Source organism: Herbaspirillum sp. WKF16 (assembly GCF_028993615.1).
Lineage (GTDB): Bacteria > Pseudomonadota > Gammaproteobacteria > Burkholderiales > Burkholderiaceae_D > Herbaspirillum.
In genome coordinates this window covers 687,361-708,803 of the sequence record NZ_CP118632.1, presented here as the reverse complement: position 1 = coordinate 708,803, position 21,443 = coordinate 687,361, and the positions used below count along the sequence as shown (strand labels likewise).

Here is a 21,443-nt window from a genome sequence, read left to right as displayed (position 1 = left end):
CGGGGCGCCGCGATGAAATCAACTACAATGCCGCACCCGGCGCATCCGGAAGGACCCATGGAACTGGAAAGCTACCGCTACATCGCAATCGAAGGCCCCATCGGGGTCGGCAAGACCTCGCTGGCCGCCCGCCTGGCGACGCTGTTCGGCGCGCAGGCGATCTTCGAGCAGCCGACTGCCAATCCTTTCCTGGAAGCGTTTTATCGCGACGCGCCCCGGCACGCATTTCAGACCCAGACGTTTTTCCTGCTGCAGCGCATGGCGCAATTGCAGGCGCCGCTGGATCCCGCGCTGCTCGCCGAGCGCTTTGTCGCCGACTTCATGCTGGAGAAGAACGTTCTGTTCTCTCAGCTGACCCTGGCCGGCGACGAACTCCAGCTGTACCAGGAACTGCATGCGCGGCTGCGTCCGCAAGTGCGCTTGCCGGACCTGGTGATCTATCTGCAGGCGCCGCCGGAGACCTTGCTGGAACGCATCGCGCAGCGCGGCATCGGCATGGAGGAAGCGATTTCCGCCGACTACCTGCAGCGTTTGTCCGAGCGCTACAGCGATTTTTTCTATCACTACGACGAGGCGCCGGTCTTGACCGTCAACACCGAACACCTGGATCCGGCGCACAGCGATGCCGATCTCCAGGTGCTGCTGCAGCACATCGAAACGATGCGCGGCATGCGCGCCTTTCTCAATCAGGGAGGTTGAACTTTCAATGGCAGGCTATCTTCAGGAACCGGGCGCGGCCCGCAGCAAGCCGGTGACCACGCACACGCTGCAGGCGATGCGCGCCAAGGGCGACAAGATCACCATGCTGACCTGCTACGACGCCAGCTTCGCCACGCTGATGGAACGCGCCGGCGTGGAGACGGTGCTCATCGGCGATTCGCTGGGCATGGTGTGCCAGGGCCACAATTCGACGCTGCCGGTGTCCATCGCCGACATCGCCTACCACACCGCCAGCGTGGCGCGCGGCGCCGGCACCATGCTGGTGATCGCCGACCTGCCCTTCGGCACCTACCCGACGCGCGAGGAGGCGTTCAGGAACGCCGCCATCCTGATGCAGGCCGGCGCGCAGATGGTCAAGCTGGAAGGCGGCGTGTGGCTGGCCGACACGATCAGGTTCCTGACCGAGCGCGGCATCCCGGTATGCGCCCACATCGGCCTGACGCCGCAATCGGTGCACCAGCTGGGCGGCTTCAAGGTGCAAGGCAAGACCAGCGACGGCGCCACCCAGCTGCACGCCGATGCGCTGGCGGTGCAGCAGGCCGGCGCATCGCTGGTGGTGATCGAGGCGGTGCCGGCCGCCTTGGGCAAAGAGGTCAGCGACCGCATCGCCATTCCCACCATCGGCATCGGCGCCGGTCCCGACTGCTCGGGCCAGGTGCTGGTGATGCACGACATGCTGGGCGTGTTCCCCGGCCACAAGAGCCGCTTCGTGCGCAACTTCATGGACGGCGCCACCGGCATCGAGGGGGCGGTCAAGGCCTATGTGGCGGCGGTCAAGGACGGCAGCTTCCCGGCGCAGGAACATTGCTTCTGAAGGCGCCGCGCATCGCATGGACGATGCGCGGATAAAAAAAGCCCGGCATGCGCCGGGCTTTTTTCTTGGCCGCGCCGGCCGCAATCAGCCGCGCACGTCGTCGTAGCGCACCAGCGCTTCGGCCAGGTGCGTCTGGCATTCCTCGGCGTTGCCGATGGACTTGGTCAGGTTGCGCAGCAGGCCGTCGTGCACGCCGTAGACCAGGCCATAGAAGGACAGCTCCTGGCCGCGCTCCCAGGCGTCGGTGACGATGGTGGTGCGGCAGATGTTGGCCATCTGCTCCAGCACGTTCAGTTCGCACAGGCGGTCGTGCTGCTCGGTGTGGGTCATGCCGTCATGGAAGCAGTGAGCGTGCTTCTCGTGCACGTCCTGCACGTGCTGCAGCCAGTTGTCGGCCAGGCCGACGCGACGCTTGGTCAGCGCCGCGGCCACACCCGCGCAGCCGTAGTGGCCGCAGATGATGACGTGCTTGACCTTCAGCACGTCGACGGCGAACTGCAGCACCGACAGGCAGTTCAGGTCGGTATGCACCACCACGTTGGCGATGTTGCGGTGGACGAACAGCTCGCCCGGCAGCAGGCCCAGCAGGTCGTTGGCGGGGACGCGGTTGTCGGAGCAGCCGATCCACATGTATTCGGGAGAGCGCTGGGCGCCGAGCTTGGTGAAGAAGTCCGGATCGCGTGCGGTGATTTCGGAGGCCCAGCGGCGGTTACCCTTGAGCAGCTGTTCCTGGATCATGTCTTGTGGGCTTGGTGTTGTCATGGTCGGCAAGATCTGGTTGTTCAGGCACACGCTCGCGCCACGCGCCGGGCGCGTCGCACAACATGTGCATGAGGTTGGATGAGCGAAAGACATGCGGCTTGCGGCCTCCGCGATCTTGTGGACGATCGCGGTGTTGCTGCCGGTGTCGCGCGCCCGCAAATGCGGCCCCTGCGCGACGCTGCTATCCGGCCCCTTGGGGCGCGGGTCTTTCGGCGTTGCCACGGCGCATCATGGTCTGCATGGTCTGATGCCGCGCCGCCCCGGGGATCCCGGCGCCGGCGCATCGCCGCGTGTGCATTGTATAGAAAAATGCACAAGAAAAACCGGCCGGCCTCGCGGCCGCCGGTCATGGACTGCTTACTCGAAGAATTCCTTGACCTTGTCCTTCCAGGTCTTGGTCTGCGGGCTGTGCTTGGCGCCGCCTTCGGTGGTCAGCTGCTCGAACTCGCGCAGCAGTTCCTTCTGGCGCTCGGTCAGCTTGACCGGGGTCTCGACCACCACGTGGCAGAACAGGTCGCCCGGGAAGCCCGAGCGCACGCCCTTGATGCCCTTGCCGCGCAGGCGGAAGGTCTTGCCCGACTGGGTGCCTTCGGGAATCGAGAACGAGGCCTTGCCGTTGAGCGTGGGCGCTTCGATCTCGCCGCCCAGGGCAGCCTTGGCGAAGGAAATCGGCATTTCGCAATGCAGGTCGTCGCCGTCGCGCTGGAACACGTCGTGCGGCTTGATGTGGATTTCCACGTACAGGTCGCCCGGCGGGCCGCCGTTGACGCCCGGCTCGCCGTTGCCGGAGGAGCGGATGCGCATGCCGTCGTCGATACCTTCCGGAATCTTCACTTCCAGCGTCTTGTTGCGCTTGATGCGGCCGGCGCCGGCGCAGGTCGGGCACGGCTCGGGAATCACCTTGCCGCTGCCGTGGCACTTGGGGCAGGTCTGCTGGATGCTGAAGAAGCCTTGCTGCATGCGCACCTGGCCGTGACCGCCGCAGGTGGCGCAGGTCACCGGCGTGGTGCCCGGCTTGGCGCCGTTGCCGTGGCAGGTATCGCACTCGTCCCAGGACGGCACGCGGATGGTGGTGTCGAAGCCGTGGGCGGCCTGCTCCAGCGTGATTTCCAGGTTGTAGCGCAGGTCGGCGCCGCGGTACACCTGCGGGCCCGAGCTGCGGCCGCGGCCACCGCCGCCACCGCCGAAGATGTCGCCGAAGATGTCGCCGAAGGCATCGGCGAAGCCGCCCGCGCCGGCGCCGCCGCCCGCGCCCATGTTGGGATCGACGCCGGCATGGCCGTAGCGGTCGTAGGCCTCGCGCTTCTGCGGATCGGACAGCATCTCGTAGGCTTCCTTGACCTCCTTGAACTTCTCTTCCGCGCCCTTGCTGTCGGGATTGCGGTCAGGATGGTACTTCATCGCCAGTTTGCGATAAGCCTTCTTGATTTCATCGTCGGTGGCGTTTTTCGCCAGGCCGAGAATTTCGTAAAAATCGCGTTTTGCCATGTTCTCTAACCACCTTGTTATTGTGCTGCGTCGCGTGCCGCGAAGCCTCGCCTCATCCGGCGGCGCTGCCGCAAGCCAACAATGTGAAAAAGCCGAGTTCAGCTTTTGGCTGCAGGACTCGGCGTATCCGGCCACGCAGTACTGCCGCGCCGGCCGGAGTGATGCATCTCAAAAATCCGCCCGGGCCGCGAAACCGGCACGGTTTCCCATGCCGGTTTCGCCCCGGGCGCGAGGCCAGATCTTGCGATCAGGCTCGGATTACTTCACTTCCTTGAAGTCCGCATCGACGACGTTGTCGTCCTTGGGCTGGCCGTGGCCGGCCGCGCCTTCAGCGGCGCCGGCGCCCGCCGCACCGGCGGCGCCGCCGGCCGCGGCTTGCGCCTGCTGGTCGGCATACATCTTCTCGCCCAGCTTTTGCGCGGCAGTGCCCAGCGCGGCGGTCTTGGCGTCGATGGCGGCCTTGTCGTCAGCCTTCAGGACGTCTTCCAGCTCCTTGATGGCGGCTTCGATGACTTCCTTCTCGCCGGCGGCCAGCTTGTCGCCGTATTCGCCCAAGGCCTTGCGGGTCGAGTGCACCAGGGCGTCGCCCTGGTTGCGGCTCTCGGCCAGCTCGCGCAGCTTCTTGTCTTCCTCGGCGTTGGCCTCGGCGTCGCGCACCATCTTTTCGATCTCGTCTTCGTTCAGGCCCGAGTTCGCCTTGATGGTGATCTTGTTTTCCTTGCCGGTGGCCTTGTCCTTGGCGCCCACGTGCAGGATGCCGTTGGCGTCGATGTCGAAGGTCACCTCGATCTGCGGGGTGCCGCGCGGCGCCGGCGGGATGCCTTCCAGGTTGAATTCGCCCAGGCCCTTGTTGCCGGCGGCCATCTCGCGTTCACCCTGGTAGACCTTGATGGTCACGGCCGGCTGGTTGTCGTCGGCGGTCGAGAACACCTGGCTGAACTTGGTCGGGATGGTGGTGTTCTTCTTGATCATCTTGGTCATGACGCCGCCCATGGTCTCGATGCCCAGCGACAGCGGGGTCACGTCCAGCAGCAGCACGTCCTTGCGGTCGCCCGAGAGCACCGAACCCTGGATCGCGGCGCCCACGGCGACGGCTTCATCCGGGTTGACGTCGCGGCGCGGATCCTTGCCGAAGAACTCCTTCACCTTCTCGATGACCTTGGGCATGCGGGTCATGCCGCCGACCAGGATCACGTCGTCGATCTCGGAAACCTTGACGCCGGCATCCTTGATGGCGGTGCGGCAAGGCTCGATGGTCTTGGCGATCAGCTCTTCCACCAGCGACTCCAGCTTGGCGCGGGTGATCTTCAGGTTCAGGTGAACCGGCGCGCCATTGGCCATGGCGATGTACGGCTCGTTGATTTCGGTCTGCTGCGAGGACGACAGCTCGATCTTGGCGCGCTCTGCCGATGCCTTGATGCGCTGCAGGGCGATGGCGTCCTTGGACAGGTCCAGGCCGTTGATCTTCTTGAACTCTTCGATGATGTAGTCGATCAGGCGCTGGTCGAAGTCTTCGCCACCCAGGAAGGTGTCGCCGTTGGTGGACAGCACTTCGAACTGCTTTTCGCCGTCGACGTCGGCGATCTCGATGATGGAGACGTCGAAGGTGCCGCCGCCGAGGTCATACACGGCGATCTTGCGGTCGCCCTTTTCGGCCTTGTCCAGGCCGAAGGCCAGCGCGGCCGCGGTCGGCTCGTTGATGATGCGCTTGACGTCCAGGCCGGCGATGCGGCCGGCGTCCTTGGTGGCCTGGCGCTGCGCGTCGTTGAAGTAGGCCGGCACGGTGATCACGGCTTCGGTGACTTCTTCGCCGAGGTAGTCTTCGGCGGTCTTCTTCATCTTGCGCAGCACTTCAGCCGAAATCTGCGGCGGCGCCAGCTTCTTGTCGCGCACGCCGATCCAGGCGTCGCCGTTGTCGGCGGCCACGATCTCGTAGGGCATCAGGTTGATGTCCTTCTGCACTTCCTTTTCCTGGAACTTGCGGCCGATCAGGCGCTTGGACGCGTAGATGGTGTTGCGCGGGTTGGTGACGGCCTGGCGCTTGGCGGGCGCGCCGACGAGGATCTCGCCGTCTTCCTGGTAAGCGATGATGGACGGCGTGGTGCGCGCGCCTTCCGAGTTTTCGATCACCTTGGGCACATTGCCTTCCATGACGGAAACGCAAGAGTTGGTGGTGCCCAGGTCAATACCGATGATTTTTCCCATGATTTTTCCTTCGTTCTTTCAGCCCTGGATGCCGGGCTACAGTAGTTTTTAATGGTTTTAATATGTGGAGGAAAGCCGGACTTTCAAGCGCCTGAGCCACGCCGAAAAGCAATTTCCATGCCTTTTTTTCTCAGGCGCCGGTCCGCTTACTTTCCCTGGGCCACCGTCACCAGCGCCGGGCGCAGCAGACGGTCGGAAATCATGTAGCCCTTCTGCAATACGGCCACCACGGTATTGGCGTCCTGCTCGGCGGGCACGGCCGAGACGGCCTGGTGCTTCATCGGGTCGAGCTTTTCGCCGGCCTGGGGGCTGACTTCCTGCAGTTTGTTCTTCTCGAAGGCCGAGGACAGTTGCTTCAAGGTCATGTCGACGCCTTCCTTCAGGGATTCCAGCGAGGCGTTTTCGATCTTCAGGGCCATTTCCAGGCTGTCCTTGACGGCCAGCAGCGATTCGGCGAAGCCTTCGATGGCGAACTTGTGGGCCTTGGCGATATCGTCCTGGGCGCGGCGGCGGATGTTCTCGCCTTCGGCGCGGGCGCGCAGGAAGGCGTCCTGCAGCTCGGCAGCCTTGGCTTCGGCGGCGGCCAGCTTGTCGGCCAGGGTCGGCTCGGCGGGAGCCGCCTGGGCGGCGTCAGCCGGGGCGTCGGCGGCAGTGCCGGCAGCAGCAGCGGCGGCTTGCGCGGCCTGTTGCTCGTTCTGCGCTTCCTGTTTTTCCATATCTTGCATTCCTGAATTACCTCCAACAAATCAATCAGTTATGTACGACTCGGGCGCCGGTGTCGCGACCTTTCCCGGCACACCTGCGCGGCAATGCCGCTCAAATAAGGCATACCCTTGGTTTTTCAAGGGCTTTCACCGCGCTTTTGCCCGGTTTTTGCCTGTTTCTCCTGCTGCAACCTGAAAACTGCCGGCGCCTCCCAAAACGATTTGCCGAGCCCATCGTCAAGTTGATACGCGCTTGTTCTACTATGAATTCAAGCCTGAGCCTGTTTGCGCTCAGCGCGAACTGGATACGGCACAGCCCGGTCTGGACCTCCGGGCCCCGTTCCTTCCGCCAAATGGGGTGACACCATGAAACTGCCACTGATCGCGGCCACCATCCTGGTCGCCGCCTACAGCCTCCTGGCTACCGCCTGGATCAGCTATTCTCACCTGGTCGGCCTGTACGCACTGTAGTCCTGTCGCGCGGCTGCGCGGCTGCGCGGCTGATTTCCCGCCGACGCCGCCCGCCTTCCGCCAGCCCCTCCCCTTCTTCTTTTGTCGAAGAGCATGCCGCGTCTTGTCGTTCCGGCAAGCGGCGCATTGCCCGCGCGCAACCGGGTAGCCCGCTATTCTAGCAGGCCGCAGGCGGCTTTCCGCCGAATCCGGGCGTCAGGAGAAAGGAAGAAGGGAAAAGCCGAGCCTCAGCCCGGCGCACCCATCGCGGCGGCGCGCTGCGCGGCGATCGCCGCCTGCCGCGCAGCGTCCTCGCGGGCGGCGGCATTGCTCATGGTCGGCCAGCCGGCCAGGTGCTGCTCGACGATGTCGACCATGCCGTCGATCCAGTCCGGAGCCTCGTTAAGGCAGGGGATGAAATGAAAGGCCTCGCCGCCCGCGTGCAGGAACTCGGCCTTGGCTTCCATGGCGATTTCTTCCAGCGTTTCCAGGCAGTCGCTGGTGAAGCCCGGGCACATCACATCGACCCGCCGCACACCCTGGCGCGCCAGCTCCTGCAGCGTCGGCGCGGTATAGGGCTGCAGCCATTCGGCCTTGCCGAAGCGCGACTGGAAGGTGACCAAGTACTGCTCCGGCGCCAGGCCCAGGGCCTCGGCCAGGAGGTGCGCGGTGCGATGGCATTCGCAGTGGTAAGGATCGCCCAGCAGCAGCGTGCGCCTGGGCACGCCGTGGAAGCTCATCACCAGCTTGTCCGGCCGGCCGTTAAGCGCCCAATGGTCGAGCACCGAGCGGCACAACGCCTGGATGTAGCCGTCGTGGTCGTGGTAATCGCGGATCATGCGCAGCTCGGGCACGTTGCGCACGCGGCGGTAGTGCTCGAACACCGAGTCGAAGATCGAGGCGGTGGTGGTGCCCGAATACTGCGGATAGGCCGGCAGCACCAGGATGCGGGTGCAGCCCTGCGCCTTGAGTTGGTCCAGCACCTCGGGCAGGGCCGGGCTGCCGTAGCGCATCGCGTAGACCACCCGCAGCTGGTGATGGCCGCGCGCATGCAGCTGCGCGCCCAGCGCGGCAGCCTGGCGTTCGGTATGCACCTTCAGCGGCGAACCCTGCTCGCTCCAGATGCTGGCGTACTTCTCGGCCGACTTCGAGGAGCGGAACGGCAGGATGATGCCGTGGAGGATGAACCACCAGACCGCGCGCGGTATTTCCACCACCCGCGAATCGGACAGGAATTGTTTCAGGTAGCGCCGCACGGCGCGCGCATCGGGCGCGTCCGGGGTGCCGAGGTTGACCAGCACCACCGCGCTGGACGGCGTGCTGCCATGGATATGGCTGGGTTCTGTGCGGAAGGCCATCGGTATCAGGTTCTCATGAAGCCAGCAGCTCGCGCGCGTGCTTGCGGGTGGTAGCGGTGATTTCCAGGCCGCCCAGCATGCGCGCGATCTCTTCCACGCGCGCCTTGGCGTCGAGGCCGTCGATCTGCGACAGCGTGCGGCCGGCCTCGTTTTTCTTGCTGACCTGGAAGTGCTGGTTGGCCTGGCTGGCCACCTGCGGCAAGTGGGTCACGCACAGCACCTGGCGCTCCTGCCCCAGGCGCTTCAACAGGCGGCCGACCACTTCGGCCACGGCGCCGCCGATGCCGCTGTCGACCTCATCGAAGATCAGCGTGGGGGTGCTGGTGGCGGCCGAGGCAATCACCGAGATGGCCAGCGAGATGCGCGCCAGTTCGCCGCCGGAGGCGACCTTGGCCAGCGGTCGCGGCGCCACGCCGGCGTGACCGGCCACCAGGAACTCGACCTGCTCCAGGCCATAGGCCGCGGGTTCGCAGTCGTTCAGGGCGATCGAGAAACGGCCGCCGGCCATCGACAGGTCCTGCATTGCCGCCGTCACCGCCTCGCCCAGCGCGGCGGCGGCCTTGGCACGCGCCTTGGAAAGCTTTTGCGCCTGGCCGAGATAGGCCGACTTGAGCTTGTCTTCCTGCGCGCGCATCGCGTCGAGGTCGCTGGCGTCGGCCAGCTGCTGCAGCTGTTCGGACAACGAGATGAACTCCTGCGGCAGGTCGTCCGCCGGCACATGGAACCGGCGCGCGGCCGAGTGCACCGCGTCGAGCCGCTCTTCCACCGCCTGCAGGCGCGCCGGATCGAGCTCGACCCGGCCCAGGTAATCATTGAGCGCGTACACCGCCTCCTGCAGCTGGATCTGCGCCGGCTCCAGCGCATCGAGCACCGGCTTCAAGGCGACATCCACGTCGACCAGCTTGCCCAGCTTCTGGGCGATGGCGGACAGCTGCGAGAGGATCGGCGACTCGGATTCGGAGATCGCCGCCAGCGCCTCCTGGGCGCCGCCGATCAGCGCGGCCGCGTGCGACAGGCGGCTGTGCTCGGCGCTGATCTCGGCCCACTCGCCGGGCTTGACGGCCAGCTTTTCCAGCTCGGCCACCTGCCACTCCAGGCGCTCGCGCTCCAGCAGCACGTTGCGCGCGTTCTGTTCGAATTCCTCGCGCTGCCTGGCCAGCGCGCGCCAGGTCTTATGGGCGGCGGCGACCTCGCGCGCCTGCTCCAGCAAGCCGGCCTGGCTGTCCAGCAACTGGCGCTGGGCATCCAGCTTCATCAGCGACTGGTGCGCATGCTGGCCGTGGATGTCGACCAGCATCTCGCCCAGCTCGCGCAACTGGCCGGCGGTGGCGGCGATGCCGTTGACGTAGGCCTTGGAGCGCCCGGCGTTGTCGATCACCCGGCGCAGCAGCACGCCGCCTTCCTCGTCGGCGAATTCGTGTTCGTCCAGCCACGCCTGCACCTCGGGGGTGGCGGCGAAATCGGCCGTGATGTCGGCCTTGGCGGCGCCCTCGCGCACCACGCTGGCGTCGCCGCGGCCGCCCAGGGCAAGCGCCAGCGCATCGATCAGGATGGACTTGCCGGCGCCGGTTTCACCGGTGAAGACGGAAAACCCGCGGGCGAATTCGAGCTCGATGGCATCGACAATCACAAAGTCGCGGATCGTAAGGGTACGCAGCATGGTGGTCTTGGAGTGTATTGTGAGCGAACTGCCAGTGTCGGGCGTCATCGTGACGCCCGGATGACGCCGCCGCTTATTGTAGTCTGCCCTCGATGGAGGGATATTCATTCCAGTGCAGCTTCTGCCGCAGGGTGTCGAAATAGCTCCATCCCTCGGGATGGAGGAAGGTGATCTTGTGCGCCGAGCGGCGGATCACGATGCGGTCACCGTGCAGCACGCTGGTCAGCGACTGCATGTCGAAGTTGGCGCTGACCTCGCGGCCGGCCACCACCTGGATCACGATCTCGCACGAGTCCGATACCGTGATGGGGCGGTTCGACAGCGCGTGCGGCGAGATCGGCACCAGCACGATGCCATGCAGGCTGGGATGCAGGATGGGGCCGCCGGCCGACAGCGAATACGCGGTGGAACCGGTGGGCGTGGCCACGATCAGGCCGTCCGAGCGCTGGTTGTACATGAAGCGGCCGTCGACCTCGACGCGCAGCTCGACCATGCCGGAAGTGGCGCCGCGCGCCACCACAACGTCGTTCAATGCCAGCGCGCGGAAGATCTCCGCGCCCTCGCGGTAGACCCGCGCTTCCAGCAGCGAACGCGACTCGGCCTCGACCTTGCCGTCCAGCATATCGCCCAGAGCCGGTATCATGCGATCCTGAGAGATGTCGGTAATGAAGCCCAGCCGTCCCTGGTTGATGCCGATCAGCGGCACGTTGTAGGGCGCGAGCTGGCGCGCGATGCCCAGCATGGTGCCGTCGCCGCCGACCACGATGGCGACGTCGGCATGCGTGCCGATCTGCTCCGGCGTCATGCTGTCATATCCCTGCAGCGCGACGTTGTCCGCAGTCTCCGCTTCGAACACCACGGTATGGCCGTGCGATTCGAGGAACACGGCGATCTCCGACAGGATCTGCGCGATGCCGACGGCCTGGAACTTGCCGACGATCGCGACGGTTTTGGGGACGGCTGCCTGGACGGGTAATTTGATGGGCCACATGCTGCGGATTAGACCATAATTTGAGATGACTTTGTAATGAAACCACCTGCCACCGCCCCCTCCTCCCCGACGTCGCCGGCCGCCTCCCGCGCCGCCATCAGGGCCGTGCTGTTCGACCTCGACGATACGCTCTGGGCGATCGAACCGGTGCTGGTGCGCGCCGAAGGCCTGCTCTACGAATGGCTGCGCGCCAACGCGCCGCGTGTGGCCGCCGCGCACACCGCCGCCACCCTGCGCGAGCGCCGTATGGCGCTGATGCAGAGCGACCCGCTCTACCGCATCGACCTGTGGAAGCTGCGCCATGCCGCGCTGACCGAGGTGTTCGCCGAGCATGGCGAGGACGTGGCGCGGGTGGATGAGGCGATGGCGCTGTTTTCCGAGGCGCGCAGCACCGTGGACCTGTTCGCCGACGTCGAACCGGCGCTGCAAAAGCTCAAGCGCACGCTGACACTGGGCTCGGTGTCCAATGGCTTCGCCGACCTTGAGCGGATCGGCCTGGCCGCCCATTTCGGCGTTTCCATCGCCGCCCACCGCTTCGGCCGCGCCAAGCCCGACGCCGCCATCTTCCACGCCGCCTGCGATGCGCTGGGCGTGGCGCCGGCCGAGACCGTGTATGTCGGCGACGACCTGCAGCTCGACGTGCAAGGCGCCCAGCAGGCCGGCCTGCGCGCGGTCTGGATGAACCGCTTCGGGCGCGTCCTGCCGCAGGGCATCGTGCCCGACGCCGTCTGCCGCGACCTGCACGAACTGGCCGACTGGCTGGACGCGCAGGCCGCTCAAACCTGAGCGGCGGCGAATAACGGCCGCTTCGCCCGATAACTCGTTAGAATATGGCTCATGCAACTCGATAACCGCGCCCGCACACTCTTGAAGGCGCTGGTCGAACGGTACATCGCCGACGGCCAGCCGGTGGGTTCGCGCGCGCTGTCGAAGCTGTCCGGCCTGGAACTGTCGCCGGCCACCATCCGCAACATCATGGCCGATCTCGAGGAGATGGGCTTCGTCGCCAGCCCGCACACCTCGGCCGGCCGCGTGCCGACGCCGCGCGGCTATCGGATGTTCGTCGACACCCTGCTGACGGTGGAGGCGATCGACGAGAGCGCGCTGGAAAGCCGCCTGCAAAACCGCCTGCAAAATTCCTCGCCGCAAAAGATCATCACCAACGCCGCCCAGGTGCTGTCCTCGCTGTCGCAGTTCGCCGGCGTGGTGCTCACGCCCAAGCGCGAGTCGGCGTTCCAGCAGATCGAGTTCCTGCGCCTGTCGGAAAAGCGCATCCTGCTGGTGATCGTCGACCATGGCGGCGATGTGCAAAACCGCATGCTGCTCACCGAGGTCGACTACACGCCCAGCCAGCTGACCCAGGCCGCCAACTACATCAACCAGCATTACGCCGGCCAGTCCTTCGAGCAGGTGCGCCTGCGCCTGCAGAGCGAGCTGCGCCAGCTGCGCGACGACATGACCGTGCTGATGCAGGCCGCCGTCGAGGCCGGCAGCGACGCCATGAGCGAAGACGCCGACAACAACGTGGTCATCTCCGGCGAACGCAACCTGCTGTCGGTCACCGACCTGTCGTCCAATATGAATTCGCTGCGCCGCCTGTTCGACATGTTCGAACAAAAGACCGGCCTGCTGCAGCTGCTGGACGTGTCCAGCAAGGCCACCGGCGTGCAGATCTTCATCGGCGGCGAATCACAGCTGGTGCCGATGGACGACATGAGCATCGTCACCGCGCCCTATGAAGTCAACGGCCGCATCGTCGGCACGCTGGGCGTGATCGGGCCGACCCGCATGGCCTACGAGCGCGTGATTCCCATCGTCGACATCACCGCCAAGCTGCTCTCCAGCGCGCTGAGCCAGCACTGAGCCAAGGTCGCGGCGCCCGCCGCAAAAAAGAAAAGCCACGTGCGCTCACGTGGCTTTTTCATTTTCTTGCCGCTGTAAAGCCGGGCAAAAATTCGTTGTGGTGATGGCGGCAAAGGCCGCCGTCATCTTCACATCACTTCTTCAGCTTCTTGCAATTCTTGCAATGACCGTACAGCGCCAGCGCGTGGTCGGCGATTTCGAAACCATGCTCCTGGGCGATCTTGAGCTGGCGCTTTTCGATCTCGGCGTCGAAGAATTCCTCGACCTTGCCGCAGTCCAAGCAGACCAGGTGATCGTGGTGCGAGCCTTCGTTGAGCTCGAACACGGCCTTGCCGGTCTCGAAGTGATTACGCTGCAGCAGGCCGGCCTGCTCGAACTGGGTCAGCACGCGGTAGACGGTTGCCAGGCCGACGTCCAGATTGTCGGACAGCAACTGTTTGTAGACGTCTTCGGCGCTGAGGTGGCGCACGGAGGTGTTCTGGAAGATCTCGAGGATCTTCAGCCGCGGCAGGGTGGCCTTGAGGCCGCTGGCTTTCAGTTCGGATGGATTATTAGGCATGGTTCAGTAAATTCCCGGTTATCTGGCTTATCATATAGTGTTTTAGGCCCATGGCTCAACCCGGTTGAAATCTTTATGCGAATGCTCTCCCGAATGAAGTCTCGTTACCAACCTGCCGCCGCCGTCCTGTGCGCGGCCCTCGCCGTTGTGCTGGCCGGCTGCTCCTCCACCAAGGCGCCGGAGAAGACCGCCGACGCCGACAACGCGGGCGTGAAGGTCTCCGGCAAGAGCAGCGGCGTGCTGGGCTTCTTCAAGCCCTATCGCATCGACATCCAGCAAGGCAACTTCGTCTCCAAGGAAATGGTCGCCCAGCTGCGCCCGGGCCTGACGCGCGACCAGGTCCGCTTCGTGCTGGGAACGCCGCTGCTCAACGACATCTTCCACTCCAACCGCTGGGACTACGACTTCCGCCTGCACAAGGGCAGCGGCGAGCTCATGACCAGCCGCGTCTCGGTATTCTTCAAGGACGACCTGCTGGAGCACGTAGAAGGCGGCCAGGACCTGCCCACCGAGAGCGAATACCTGACCCTGATCACCAATTCCAAGGTGGGCGCCAAGCCGGCGCTGTCGGACACCAACATCAAGCCGGCCTCGCCGTCGGCGCCGTCCTCCGCCAACCGGTAATCCCGAGATTCCTATGACCGTATTGAACGTCGCGGTAGCCGGCGCCTCCGGGCGCATGGGCCGCATGCTGATCGAAGCCATCCTCAACGCCGACGACCTGAAGCTGGCCGGCGCACTGGACGCCCCCGGCTCGGCCGCCGTCGGCACCGATCCCGGCGCCTTCCTGGGCAAGCCCACCGGCGTGACGATCGAATCCGACCTTGCCAGGGGCCTGGCCGGCGTCGACGTGCTGATCGATTTCACCCGCCCCGAAGGCACCCTGAAGCACATCGAGTACTGCGCCGCGCACGGCGTGAAAGTGGTGATCGGCACCACCGGCTTCGAACAGCCGGGCAAGGACGCCATCGCCGCAGCCGCCCAAAAGACCGCCATCATGGCCGCGCCCAACATGAGCGTGGGCGTGAACGTGACCCTCAAGCTGCTGGAAATGGCGGCCAAGAATTTCGCCCAGGGCTACGATATCGAGATCATCGAAGCGCACCACCGCTTCAAGGTCGACGCTCCCTCCGGCACCGCGCTGAAGATGGGCGAGGTGATCGCCGGCGCGCTCGGCCAGAAGCTCGACGACGTCGCCGTCTATGCGCGCGAAGGCGTGACCGGCGAACGCGATCCTTCCTCGATCGGCTTTGCCACCGTGCGCGGCGGCGACATCATCGGCGACCACACCGTGCTGTTCGCCGGCATCGGCGAGCGCATCGAGATCTCGCACAAGTCGTCCAGCCGCGTCGCCTACGCCATGGGCAGCCTGCGCGCCGCGCGCTTCCTGGGCGGCAAGCAGGCCGGCCTGTACGACATGCAGGACGTGCTGGGCTTGCGCTAAGTCCAGGCCCCACGAACCCGCCATGCGATTCGCTGCCGCACCCGCCCAGGTCCGGCAGCGAATTTTTTTGCGGCCCACCGCTCCAAGCACCAGGCGCTTACCCCTCCGCCCGGCCGGGCGATTTTTCCCGAAAGAATGACAACATGGAATCCAACGTAGGCTTTGCCCACTACTGGGCGCAAGGCGATGCCGTCTCCCATACCGTGGCCTACCTGCTGCTGATGATGTCGATCGCCAGTTGGTTCTACATCCTCTCCAAGGCCTGGGCCGCGTGGCGCATCCGCCGCAGCAGCAACGCGCTGGAGCAGTTCTGGCAGGCGCCCTCGCTGGGCGACGCCGTGGCCGCCATGCAAGGCGTCGACAGCGAACTGATCTACACCCCCATGGCCGAACGCGCCTCCGAGGCGGCCGGCATCTTCAACCGCCAGCAGGCCGCGCCCTCGCTCAACGCCGCCACCGCGCCCGACGAACTGATCACGCGCACGCTACGGCGCGAGATCAACCGCGTCTCGGCGCGCCTGGAACGCGGCCTGACGCTCCTGGCGTCGGTCGGCTCGACCGCGCCCTTCGTCGGCCTGTTCGGCACCGTCTGGGGCATCTATCACGCGCTGGCGGCGGTCTCGGCCAGCGGCACGGTGCAGATCGACAAGGTCGCCGGCCCGGTGGGCGAAGCGCTGATCATGACCGCGCTGGGCCTGGTGGTGGCGATCCCCGCCGTGCTGGCCTACAACGCCTTCACCCGCATCAACCGCGTGGTGCTGGCCGAGCTGGACGGCTTCGCGCACGACTTGCACGCCTATCTCACCACCGGCGAGCGCGTCGGCGGCGACCGGAGGCAGCCATGAGTTTCGGCGGCTTCAACGACAACCAGAACTCGGCGCCGATGGCCGACATCAACGTCACGCCCATGGTGGATGTGATGCTGGTGCTGCTGGTCATCTTCATCATCTCGGCGCCGATGTTCACGCACGCGCTCAAGCTCGACCTGCCCACCGCCAAGTCGCAGCCGGCGCCCGAAAAGCCCGAGACCGTCACGGTCGGCATCGACGCCGCCGGCAAGCTGTACTGGAACGACCAGCCGGTCAGCGCCGCCGACATGGACGCGCGCCTGGCCGCCGCCGCGGCCAGGAAGCCGCAACCGGAAATGCAGCTGCGCGCCGACAAATCCACCCGCTACGAAGCCATCGCCGAAGTCATGTCCGCCGCCCAGGGCGCGGGCCTGACCAAGCTGGGCTTCGTCACCGATCCCAAACCCGGCGCGGCGCAAGGCGCCCCGGCGACACAGTAGGCATACGCAATCATGGCAACCGTACAACTCGCGGGCGACCGCATCACCGACTGGGACAGCTTCCACACCGAATCGGCGCAAGCCTTCGGCTTCCCGGATTTCTATGGCCGCAACATGGATGCCTGGGTCGACTGCCTGTCCTACCTGCGCGATGAGGACGGCATGACCAGGTTCAGGCTCAAGCCCAAGGAAATGCTGCGCATCGAGATCAGCGGCAGCGCCGAGCTGCACAAGCGCCTGCCGGACCTGGTGGAAGATGTGGAATTCTGCTGCACGGCGATCAACGACCGCTGCGAGGATTACGAAGAAGCGCCGATGATCGAGCTGATCTGGAAATAAGCTCGGCCCTGCGCTGACGGGGGGTTGGGTAATGTGCAACGAGCGCCGCTGGGTCCCCGCTTCCGCGGGGACGACGGACTAAATGAAATAGCGCGCCGACGCATCGGTTGCGATTGCGCAGCCGAGCCTGATCAAGCGGCAAGGCCAGGCTGCCCGTCCCGGAAGAACTCACTCAGTCGATCAGCTCATCCCCATCGTAGAACGGATAAGGCCCCTCAAACTCGCCGATGGAAGCCGTATGGCTGACCAAACCCCGCGAGGCCTCATCCCACCAATGCAACTGGAACCCCGGCGGCTCCATCACGAAGCAGGACGGCGCGGCGGGATCCAGATCCAGCACCACCTGATGCGATACGCCCGGGCAAGTGGACGCCAGCGTCCCGCCAAAGCGGCGCTGGATGGAGCGATGCAAATGCCCGCACAGCACGCGCTCGACCTGCGGATGCTTGCGCACCACCGCCTCCAGCGCCTGCACGTCGGAACGCGCCAGCCCGATCTCGTCCATATGCCCGATCCCGGTGGTGAACGGCGGGTGGTGCATCGCGATCACGGTGGGCCGATCGGGTTCGGCCGCCAGCACATCGTCAAGCCAGCGCAGGCTGGCAGGCGACAACGCCCCCTTGCTGGAACGCGGGATCACCGTATCCAACGCGACGATGCGAACGGCATGATCCTCGATCACATACTCGATGCGATCGCCGCCTTGCTGCAGGTAGGCATGGTCGGGAAAGGCCGCGCGCAGCGCGGCGCGCTCGTCGTGGTTGCCCGGCAGCAGGTAGTAAGGCATGGCCAGCGGCGCCAGCAGGCGGCGCAAGAATTCATACTCCGACGGCTTGCCGAAATCGACCAGGTCGCCGGTGAACACCACCACGTCCGGCCGCTGCTTCAAGGCATTGACCTGCGCCACGCAGCGCCGCAGGCTCTCCGCCGTATCCACCACGCGGTAGGACTTCTTGCCGTCGGTCTTGATGTGCAGGTCGGAAATCTGTCCCAGTATCATGCTGCCTCCTTGCCCGGCGCGGCCGGCACCTTCACCAGCGCCGAGGCCGGCACCGACAGCGCCACGCGCTGCCCCGGCTGCCACACGCCGCGCCGGCTGGTCTCGGCGACCAGCGCGCGCTGTGCGCCGATGTCGATCTCGAAGCGGGTGCGGTCGCCCATGAAAAAGGTATTGACGATGGCGCCGCGCAGCGTGTCGCCGGCGGCATCCTCGGGCTCCAGCACCTGCACGTCCTCGGGCCGGAACATGGCGGTTGCCGGCTGGCCTTCGGCCGCGTCGTCCGGCAACGGCAGGCTACCGGCGGGCAGCCGCAGGCGCCCGCCCGAAGCGATGCCCTCGACGCGGTTCATGGCGCCGATGAACTCGGCCACGAAGGCGTTGGCCGGGCAATAGTAGATGTCCTGCGGGCTGCCGATCTGCGAGATCTTGCCGCGTTCCATGACCACGATGCGGTCGCCCAGCGCCATCGCTTCGCCCTGGTCGTGGGTGACGTAGACGGCGGTGATGCCGAGCTTGCGCAGCAGTTGGTTCAGGTCGCTGCGCACGGCTTCGCGCAGCTTGGCGTCGAGCGCGGTCAGCGGCTCGTCCAGCAACAGCACCTTGGGTTCCACCGCCAGCGCGCGGGCCAGCGCCACGCGCTGCTTCTGGCCGCCCGAGAGCTGGTCCACGCGACGGTGCGACAGGCCTTGCAGATGCACCATCCCCAACAGGCGTTCGACGCGCTCGGCGCGCTCTTCGGCCGGGATGCCGCGGATCTTCATGCCGTAGGCGATGTTCTCGCCCACCGTCATGTTGGGGAACAGCGCGTAGTTCTGGAACACCATGCCGACGCCGCGCTTCTCGATCGGCAGGCCGGTGACGTCCTCCTCGCCGAACTGCACGCGGCCGCCTTCGTCGGGGAACTCCAGCCCGGCGATCATGCGCAGCGTGGTGGTCTTGCCGCAGCCGGAAGGGCCCAGCAGCACCAGCGTCTCGCCGGCGCGGATCTCAAGGTCGAGCGGCTGCAGCGCGCGCGTACCGTTGGCAAAGGACTTGGCGCATTGCGTCAATCGTATCGAAACAGCTTGCTTCATAAACTAACTCTCTTGCGTGTCGCCTGGGTCACCCACTGCATGCCGATCAACAGCGGGATGATCATGAAAAAGAAAATCAAGGTATAGGCCGAACCGACCTCCAGCCGCATCGAGGCGTAGGCGTCGGCCAGGCCCACCGGCAGGGTCTGGGTCAGCGGCGTATGCAACATCCAGGTGATGTTGAATTCGCCGATCGACAACGTGACCACCATCAGCGCGCCGGCCAGGATGCCGGAGGCGACGTTGGGGATGACGATGCCGAAGAAGCGCCGCATCATGCCGGCGCCGAGGCTGGCCGCGGCCTCTTCCAGCTGGGCCAGCTGCGAGGACTGCATCACCGCCAGCACCGGGCGCACCATGAAGGGCAGCGTGAACAGCACATGCCCGACCAGGATGAAGGCGATGCTGGCGCGGAACTGGCGGTACTGGCCGTAGGCCATGATCAGCGCCAGCGCCGTGGCCAGGCCGGGCACGGCGACCGGCATCATCAGCAGTTCCTCGATGGCGCGCGCCAGGAAGCTCTTGCCGCCCTTGTAGCGCGCCAGCATGTAGGCCAGCGGCACGCCGACGACAACCGTCACGGCCAGGCAGGCCAGCGCGATGGCGACCGAGCGCCAGATGGTGGGCTGGTACATCTCCCACACCTGCGCCACCCAGCGCAGCGTCAGCCCGCTGGAGAGGCCGACGAAGAAGTTCTCGGTCACGCCGGCCAGCATGGACAGCAGCACCGGCACCACCAGGAAGGCGCAGACCAGGAGCGTGAAGCCCAGTTGCGCGTAGAAGCGGATATTGCGTTTCATCGCCGCTCCTTATGCCGCTGCGGCCACGCCGCTGCCGCTCAGCGAACGCGCCAGCGCCAGCACCAGCCAGGTGATCGCGCCCAGCACGATGGACAGCGAGGCGGCGGTGGCGAAGTTGGCGTAGCCGGTGAATTCGTTATAGATCGTCATGGGCAGCACGTCGATGTTGGCCGCCAGCGTGAAGGCGGTGCCGAAGGCGCCGACGCTGGTGGCGAAGCAGATAGCGCCCGACGAGACCAGCGCCGGCGACAGCGCCGGCAGCACCACGTGCGCCAGTATCTGGCGCGGCCTGGCGCCCAGGGAGCGGGCCGCCTCTTCCAGCGAGGGGTCGAGCTTTTCGGCGGCGGCCACCACGGTCAGGATCACGCGCGGGATCGAGAAATACAGGTAACCCAGGAACAGCCCCGGCAGCGAATAGGCGAACACCAGCGAGTCGCCGAACAGCCAGCCGGTGAAAGCGCCGATCAATCCCTGGCGGCCGGCCAGCATGATCACCATGAAGCCGACCACCACGCCGGGGAAGGCCAGCGGGAAGGTCAGCATGGCCAGCAGCAGCGACTGGCCGGCAAAACGGTTGCGCTGCAGGAACAGGCCCACGAACACCGAGATCGCCAGCGTGGCCAGGGTCACCGCGGCCGACAGCGCCAGCGTCGACACCAGGCTGGTGAAGTAATGGCGGTTGGTGAGCACCGCCAGGTACGCCGCCGCGCCGTCAGGGCCCGATGCGCCCACGCCCAGCAGGCGCGCCATCGGCAGCAGCCAGAAGGCGCAGAAGATGCTCAGGCCGGGCGCCGCGAACCACAGCCAGACATGGTCCGGACGGGTGCGCGGGCGGCCGCTTGCGGCCGGCTTGCCGGCGGTGGACGTTGGGAGCACGGTGTTCATGGTCTGTCCTGCAAGTTGCATCAGCGCACTTCCGCCAGGTAACGCTCGCCGAACTTGCGCTGGGCTTCAGCCATCTTGCCATAGTCCACCGACTTGGCGCGGGCGTACTCGGCGGCCGGCAGGAAGCGCGACTCGGCTTCCTTGGACATGGCCGAGGCGCGCACCGGGCGCAGGTAGGCGTTGGCCCAGATGGCCTGGCCCTGGTCGGACAACAGGAAGTCCAGCACCTTCCTGGCATCGGCCTGGTGCGGCGCGTTCTTCACCAGCGACACCACGTAGGGCACGGTCACGGTGCCTTCGCTGGGGATCACGAAGGCGACATTGGCGTGGTCCTTGTACTTGGCGCGGTAGGCGTCGAAGTCATAGCCCAGCAGGATGGGGATCTCGCCCGAGATCAGGCGCGCATACGAGGTCTGCTTGGGAACGATGGGCTGGTTCTTTTGCAGGTTCTTGAAGTAGGCGATGGCCGGCGAGAAGTCGTCCAGCGAGCCGCCCAGCGCCTGGTTGATGGCGACCGCGCCGACGTAGCCGACGAAGGCCGAAGCCGGGTCGAGGTAGCCGATCAGGCCCTTGTATTCAGGCTTTTGCAGGTCGGCCCAGGACTTCGGCACCGGCTTGCCCTTCAAGGCGTCGACGTTGACCATGATGCCCATGGTGCCGGAGTGGATGGTGAACCAGTAGCCGTCCGGATCCTTCAGGCCGTTGGGAATGTCGTTCCAGTTGGCCGGCTTGTACGGCGCGACCAGGTCCTTGCCCTTCGCCTCGATGCCGAAGGACACGCCCAGGTAGGTGAAGTCCGCCACCGGGCTGGCCTTCTCGGCCGTCAGCTGCGCCAGCGCCTGGCCGCTGTTCTTGTTGTCGGGCGGCACGGTGACGCCGGTCTTGTCCTTGATCGCCTTGATCTGGGCGGCCCAGTCGGCCCACTCCGGCGGACAGTTGTAGCAGATCGCGGTCTGCGCGGAAGCGGCGATGGATGCGGTCAGCAGCAAGGCGCCGGCGGCGGTTTGAACAACACGTTTCAGGAACATGTCGGATCCTTT

The 21,443-nt window shown here is 65.8% G+C and carries 22 protein-coding genes; 9 read left to right on the top strand and 13 right to left on the bottom strand.

The window, feature by feature from the left end; genetic code table 11:
• Positions 1-57: 57 nt before the first annotated feature.
• Together Herbaro_RS03145 and panB are read left to right on the top strand one after the other, a co-directional pair.
• A complete protein-coding gene (locus Herbaro_RS03145; protein ID WP_275012391.1) occupies positions 58-699 on the top strand; it encodes a deoxynucleoside kinase in 642 nt (213 codons plus the stop codon).
• Between the two features lie 7 nt (positions 700-706).
• Complete coding sequence (gene panB, locus Herbaro_RS03140; protein WP_275012390.1) at positions 707-1,534, top strand: 3-methyl-2-oxobutanoate hydroxymethyltransferase; 828 nt, start codon at positions 707-709, stop codon at positions 1,532-1,534.
• Between the two features lie 84 nt (positions 1,535-1,618).
• On the opposite strand, the gene can is transcribed toward panB, so the two are convergent.
• The 7 genes from can to Herbaro_RS03105 form a co-directional block, all read right to left on the bottom strand.
• On the bottom strand, positions 1,619-2,296 hold the full coding sequence (can, locus tag Herbaro_RS03135) for a carbonate dehydratase (protein ID WP_275012389.1): 678 nt from the start codon (positions 2,294-2,296) through the stop codon (positions 1,619-1,621).
• 357 nt (positions 2,297-2,653) lie between these two features.
• Positions 2,654-3,784, bottom strand: coding sequence for a molecular chaperone DnaJ (dnaJ, locus tag Herbaro_RS03130; RefSeq protein ID WP_275012388.1), 1,131 nt, complete (start codon positions 3,782-3,784; stop codon positions 2,654-2,656).
• Positions 3,785-4,042: 258 nt separating this feature from the next.
• A complete protein-coding gene (dnaK, locus tag Herbaro_RS03125) occupies positions 4,043-5,989 on the bottom strand; it encodes a molecular chaperone DnaK (protein WP_275012387.1) in 1,947 nt (648 codons plus the stop codon).
• Positions 5,990-6,135: 146 nt separating this feature from the next.
• On the bottom strand, positions 6,136-6,714 hold the full coding sequence (grpE, locus tag Herbaro_RS03120) for a nucleotide exchange factor GrpE (RefSeq protein WP_275012386.1): 579 nt from the start codon (positions 6,712-6,714) through the stop codon (positions 6,136-6,138).
• A gap of 677 nt (positions 6,715-7,391) precedes the next feature.
• Positions 7,392-8,501 carry a ferrochelatase gene (gene hemH, locus Herbaro_RS03115; protein WP_275012385.1) on the bottom strand — a complete coding sequence of 370 codons (1,110 nt, stop codon included), beginning with the start codon at positions 8,499-8,501 and terminating at the stop codon, positions 7,392-7,394.
• Between the two features lie 13 nt (positions 8,502-8,514).
• A complete protein-coding gene (gene recN / locus Herbaro_RS03110) occupies positions 8,515-10,161 on the bottom strand; it encodes a DNA repair protein RecN (protein ID WP_275013947.1) in 1,647 nt (548 codons plus the stop codon).
• A gap of 73 nt (positions 10,162-10,234) precedes the next feature.
• Positions 10,235-11,152, bottom strand: a complete 918-nt coding sequence (locus tag Herbaro_RS03105) for an NAD kinase (protein ID WP_275012384.1) — start codon at positions 11,150-11,152, stop codon at positions 10,235-10,237.
• A 36-nt stretch (positions 11,153-11,188) separates the two neighbouring features.
• Between Herbaro_RS03105 and Herbaro_RS03100 the strand changes: the two genes are divergently transcribed.
• A complete protein-coding gene (locus tag Herbaro_RS03100) occupies positions 11,189-11,938 on the top strand; it encodes an HAD family hydrolase (protein WP_275012383.1) in 750 nt (249 codons plus the stop codon).
• Positions 11,939-11,989: 51 nt separating this feature from the next.
• Positions 11,990-13,015, top strand: coding sequence for a heat-inducible transcriptional repressor HrcA (hrcA, locus tag Herbaro_RS03095; protein WP_275012382.1), 1,026 nt, complete (start codon positions 11,990-11,992; stop codon positions 13,013-13,015).
• 133 nt (positions 13,016-13,148) lie between these two features.
• Here the strand turns inward: hrcA and fur are convergent, their stop codons facing one another.
• On the bottom strand, positions 13,149-13,574 hold the full coding sequence (gene fur / locus Herbaro_RS03090; RefSeq protein ID WP_013232645.1) for a ferric iron uptake transcriptional regulator: 426 nt from the start codon (positions 13,572-13,574) through the stop codon (positions 13,149-13,151).
• A gap of 93 nt (positions 13,575-13,667) precedes the next feature.
• On the opposite strand from fur, the gene Herbaro_RS03085 reads away from it, so the two are divergent.
• The 5 genes from Herbaro_RS03085 to Herbaro_RS03065 all read left to right on the top strand — a co-directional run bounded on the left by Herbaro_RS03085 (position 13,668) and on the right by Herbaro_RS03065 (position 16,645).
• The gene (locus Herbaro_RS03085) at positions 13,668-14,198 is read left to right on the top strand and encodes an outer membrane protein assembly factor BamE (RefSeq protein WP_275012381.1); all 531 of its coding nucleotides are present in this window, start codon (positions 13,668-13,670) and stop codon (positions 14,196-14,198) included.
• 13 nt (positions 14,199-14,211) lie between these two features.
• Positions 14,212-15,018, top strand: coding sequence for a 4-hydroxy-tetrahydrodipicolinate reductase (gene dapB, locus Herbaro_RS03080; protein ID WP_275012380.1), 807 nt, complete (start codon positions 14,212-14,214; stop codon positions 15,016-15,018).
• 143 nt (positions 15,019-15,161) lie between these two features.
• Positions 15,162-15,863, top strand: coding sequence for a MotA/TolQ/ExbB proton channel family protein (locus Herbaro_RS03075; protein WP_275012379.1), 702 nt, complete (start codon positions 15,162-15,164; stop codon positions 15,861-15,863).
• Positions 15,860-16,306, top strand: a complete 447-nt coding sequence (locus Herbaro_RS03070) for an ExbD/TolR family protein (protein ID WP_275012378.1) — start codon at positions 15,860-15,862, stop codon at positions 16,304-16,306. Before Herbaro_RS03075 ends, Herbaro_RS03070 begins: the two co-directional genes overlap by 4 nt.
• A 12-nt stretch (positions 16,307-16,318) precedes the next feature.
• Complete coding sequence (locus Herbaro_RS03065) at positions 16,319-16,645, top strand: barstar family protein (RefSeq protein ID WP_275012377.1); 327 nt, start codon at positions 16,319-16,321, stop codon at positions 16,643-16,645.
• 172 nt (positions 16,646-16,817) lie between these two features.
• On the opposite strand, the gene Herbaro_RS03060 is transcribed toward Herbaro_RS03065, so the two are convergent.
• From Herbaro_RS03060 to Herbaro_RS03040, 5 genes are read right to left on the bottom strand one after another with little or no spacing between them, the layout of a single operon-like run.
• A complete protein-coding gene (locus tag Herbaro_RS03060) occupies positions 16,818-17,645 on the bottom strand; it encodes a phosphodiesterase (RefSeq protein ID WP_275012376.1) in 828 nt (275 codons plus the stop codon).
• The gene (locus Herbaro_RS03055) at positions 17,642-18,718 is read right to left on the bottom strand and encodes an ABC transporter ATP-binding protein (protein WP_275012375.1); all 1,077 of its coding nucleotides are present in this window, start codon (positions 18,716-18,718) and stop codon (positions 17,642-17,644) included. Before Herbaro_RS03055 ends, Herbaro_RS03060 begins: the two co-directional genes overlap by 4 nt.
• The gene (locus tag Herbaro_RS03050; RefSeq protein WP_275012374.1) at positions 18,715-19,518 is read right to left on the bottom strand and encodes an ABC transporter permease; all 804 of its coding nucleotides are present in this window, start codon (positions 19,516-19,518) and stop codon (positions 18,715-18,717) included. The genes Herbaro_RS03055 and Herbaro_RS03050 overlap by 4 nt, the downstream gene beginning before the upstream one ends.
• Before the next feature lie 9 nt (positions 19,519-19,527).
• A complete protein-coding gene (locus Herbaro_RS03045; RefSeq protein ID WP_275012373.1) occupies positions 19,528-20,403 on the bottom strand; it encodes an ABC transporter permease in 876 nt (291 codons plus the stop codon).
• A gap of 20 nt (positions 20,404-20,423) precedes the next feature.
• Positions 20,424-21,431: an ABC transporter substrate-binding protein gene (locus tag Herbaro_RS03040; protein WP_275012372.1), complete on the bottom strand. Its 1,008-nt coding sequence runs from the start codon at positions 21,429-21,431 to the stop codon at positions 20,424-20,426.
• Positions 21,432-21,443 lie beyond the last annotated feature (12 nt).

Bases quoted from the DNA above. Each gene is read 5' to 3' on its own strand.
- dnaJ (WP_275012388.1), bottom strand. From the start codon at position 3,784: ATGGCAAAACGCGATTTTTACGAAATTCTCGGCCTGGCGAAAAACGCC.
- Herbaro_RS03060 (WP_275012376.1), bottom strand. From the start codon at position 17,645: ATGATACTGGGACAGATTTCCGACCTGCACATCAAGACCGACGGCAAG.
- recN (WP_275013947.1), bottom strand. From the start codon at position 10,161: ATGCTGCGTACCCTTACGATCCGCGACTTTGTGATTGTCGATGCCATC.
- Herbaro_RS03040 (WP_275012372.1), bottom strand. From the start codon at position 21,431: ATGTTCCTGAAACGTGTTGTTCAAACCGCCGCCGGCGCCTTGCTGCTG.
- Herbaro_RS03050 (WP_275012374.1), bottom strand. From the start codon at position 19,518: ATGAAACGCAATATCCGCTTCTACGCGCAACTGGGCTTCACGCTCCTG.
- grpE (WP_275012386.1), bottom strand. From the start codon at position 6,714: ATGCAAGATATGGAAAAACAGGAAGCGCAGAACGAGCAACAGGCCGCG.
- Herbaro_RS03045 (WP_275012373.1), bottom strand. From the start codon at position 20,403: ATGAACACCGTGCTCCCAACGTCCACCGCCGGCAAGCCGGCCGCAAGC.
- Herbaro_RS03105 (WP_275012384.1), bottom strand. From the start codon at position 11,152: ATGTGGCCCATCAAATTACCCGTCCAGGCAGCCGTCCCCAAAACCGTC.
- hrcA (WP_275012382.1), top strand. From the start codon at position 11,990: ATGCAACTCGATAACCGCGCCCGCACACTCTTGAAGGCGCTGGTCGAA.
- dnaK (WP_275012387.1), bottom strand. From the start codon at position 5,989: ATGGGAAAAATCATCGGTATTGACCTGGGCACCACCAACTCTTGCGTT.
- Herbaro_RS03055 (WP_275012375.1), bottom strand. From the start codon at position 18,718: ATGAAGCAAGCTGTTTCGATACGATTGACGCAATGCGCCAAGTCCTTT.
- dapB (WP_275012380.1), top strand. From the start codon at position 14,212: ATGACCGTATTGAACGTCGCGGTAGCCGGCGCCTCCGGGCGCATGGGC.
- Herbaro_RS03145 (WP_275012391.1), top strand. From the start codon at position 58: ATGGAACTGGAAAGCTACCGCTACATCGCAATCGAAGGCCCCATCGGG.
- hemH (WP_275012385.1), bottom strand. From the start codon at position 8,501: ATGGCCTTCCGCACAGAACCCAGCCATATCCATGGCAGCACGCCGTCC.
- Herbaro_RS03065 (WP_275012377.1), top strand. From the start codon at position 16,319: ATGGCAACCGTACAACTCGCGGGCGACCGCATCACCGACTGGGACAGC.
- Herbaro_RS03075 (WP_275012379.1), top strand. From the start codon at position 15,162: ATGGAATCCAACGTAGGCTTTGCCCACTACTGGGCGCAAGGCGATGCC.
- Herbaro_RS03070 (WP_275012378.1), top strand. From the start codon at position 15,860: ATGAGTTTCGGCGGCTTCAACGACAACCAGAACTCGGCGCCGATGGCC.
- panB (WP_275012390.1), top strand. From the start codon at position 707: ATGGCAGGCTATCTTCAGGAACCGGGCGCGGCCCGCAGCAAGCCGGTG.
- can (WP_275012389.1), bottom strand. From the start codon at position 2,296: ATGACAACACCAAGCCCACAAGACATGATCCAGGAACAGCTGCTCAAG.
- Herbaro_RS03085 (WP_275012381.1), top strand. From the start codon at position 13,668: ATGAAGTCTCGTTACCAACCTGCCGCCGCCGTCCTGTGCGCGGCCCTC.
- fur (WP_013232645.1), bottom strand. From the start codon at position 13,574: ATGCCTAATAATCCATCCGAACTGAAAGCCAGCGGCCTCAAGGCCACC.
- Herbaro_RS03100 (WP_275012383.1), top strand. From the start codon at position 11,189: ATGAAACCACCTGCCACCGCCCCCTCCTCCCCGACGTCGCCGGCCGCC.